At 37.2% G+C, this 1,585-nt stretch carries 4 protein-coding genes; all 4 read right to left on the minus strand.

Features of this window, described 5'->3' with window-relative positions:
• Positions 1 to 349 (minus strand): type II toxin-antitoxin system VapC family toxin (locus PX636_RS15645; protein WP_288117760.1); only part of this gene is annotated, 349 nt, incomplete at its 3' end.
• Positions 346 to 609: a type II toxin-antitoxin system Phd/YefM family antitoxin gene (locus PX636_RS15650; RefSeq protein WP_002796475.1), complete on the minus strand. Its 264-nt coding sequence runs from the start codon at positions 607 to 609 to the stop codon at positions 346 to 348. The genes PX636_RS15650 and PX636_RS15645, both read right to left, overlap by 4 nt.
• Positions 610 to 914: 305 nt before the next feature.
• Positions 915 to 1,127, minus strand: a complete 213-nt coding sequence (locus tag PX636_RS15655; protein ID WP_002760549.1) for a hypothetical protein — start codon at positions 1,125 to 1,127, stop codon at positions 915 to 917.
• A 36-nt stretch (positions 1,128 to 1,163) separates the two neighbouring features.
• Positions 1,164 to 1,585 (minus strand): TPR end-of-group domain-containing protein (locus PX636_RS15660; protein WP_288117761.1); only part of this gene is annotated, 422 nt, incomplete at its 5' end.

Genomic DNA, 1,585 nt, shown 5'->3' on the forward strand with positions numbered 1-1,585 from the left:
AATCATGGCTAATCAGTCTAGCATTTTCAAGATTAGCTTGAGCAACTAACAAGCGGTCAAATGGATCTTTATGGATGTTAGGTAAAGTATTTAAAGCTAAAACATGGCTGACTGTAATTAATAAAAGGCCAATTTGGTTAGTTTCCTGCTGAGTATTAATCATTTCTGCTAAAGGTATCTTGAGTGATAGTTTACCTAGTTGTAGTTTGATTTGCATTTCCCAAATACTTGTAATACTAAGTAATAGCGTATTACTAGGATCTCTACACAGTTCTAAAGCTCTTTGAGAGAGTTTTTCTGGTTCGCTATCCCACCAAATAAATGTATGGGTATCTAAAAGAAATTTCATGATTCACCTGTCCAAAATTCTTCAGGAAGTGGCTCATCAAAATCTTCGCTAGTCCCAATTTTTCCAGCGTGTAGTCCTGGTTGTCGTAACTTAGGAGAAGGAGTTTCAGACGTTGTTTTTTCAGTATCTCCCCAAGGAATTAGACGAGCTACAGGCTTGTTTCCTTCGGTTATAATAATTTCAGTATCTACCTTTATTAAGGCAAGTAGTTCTTGTAAAGTTAACTGTACTTGATTGAGATCAATAGTTTTGTTTGACATGAATAATTTTCTCTCTTTATTTACTTCACAAAATAAAACAGGATTCAGTGATAACTGCCTCACAAGTTAATAAAGGGTTGGCAACTTTTTCCCATTGCTGAATTACCCAATTGTGATAATTATCACTCCGGTATGTCTTGGAATCGCAGATCTTTTATTTAATTGGGGGTTAAACTACCAAGAATGGCTAGGACTTGCTGAAAAAGTACGGGCGAAGATTCGGGCAATAACTTATCGCTGAAACCGTAGATTTCCTATCCGAATGCTTCGCCCCTACAGGACGTGATCGATAAACTGTTTGCGCTTCATACAACAATTTTCTCTTCTTGGTAGTTTCCCCTAGTAGCGGAAATTGCTTCCTGTTTATTCAATTCTAATGCTTCACTAAGAGTAATTTTTAGGCTTTCTAATAACTGATCACGAGATGCTTCTTGACAGTTAACTCCCGGAATTTCTTCTATCCAACCAATCCACCAATCTCCGTCTGGCTGAATGATAGCTGTGTAGGTGTTAGTCATAGAATATCTCCTTAGCTAAAATACAAATATATATTATTATACTCGATTTAGGAAACTCTGAAACCGCTCATCTCCCCGAATCTGCTCAAAATCTTTATCCGTTTTTGCCATATCCTGATATTTGACATCAAGATTGATGGCGCTTTGTAAGTTTTCGATAGCTAATTCCACATTATTTTGTAAGCCATAACAGCAAGCTTTATTGTAGTAAGTATTAGCATAATTTGAATTAATTTCTAAAGCTCGATCGTAGGATGCGATCGCTTGTTCTAATCTGCCTAAATTACCTAACGCATTCCCTCGGTTGTACCAAGCTTCATGGAAATCGGGTTTAAATTCTAAAGCTCGATCGTAGGATGCGATCGCTTCTGCCAATCTGCCTAAATTTCTTAACGCAATCCCTCGGTTGTACCAAGCTTCATGGTAATCGGGTTTAATTTCTAAAGCTCGATCGTAGG

The organism is Microcystis sp. M53598_WE2 (assembly GCF_030067735.1).
In the GTDB taxonomy this organism is placed as follows: Bacteria; Cyanobacteriota; Cyanobacteriia; order Cyanobacteriales; family Microcystaceae; genus Microcystis; species Microcystis aeruginosa.

Excerpts from the sequence above, each read along its gene's own strand:
- PX636_RS15655 (WP_002760549.1), bottom strand. The coding sequence starts at position 1,127 with ATGACTAACACCTACACAGCTATCATTCAGCCAGACGGAGATTGGTGG.
- PX636_RS15650 (WP_002796475.1), bottom strand. The coding sequence starts at position 609 with ATGTCAAACAAAACTATTGATCTCAATCAAGTACAGTTAACTTTACAA.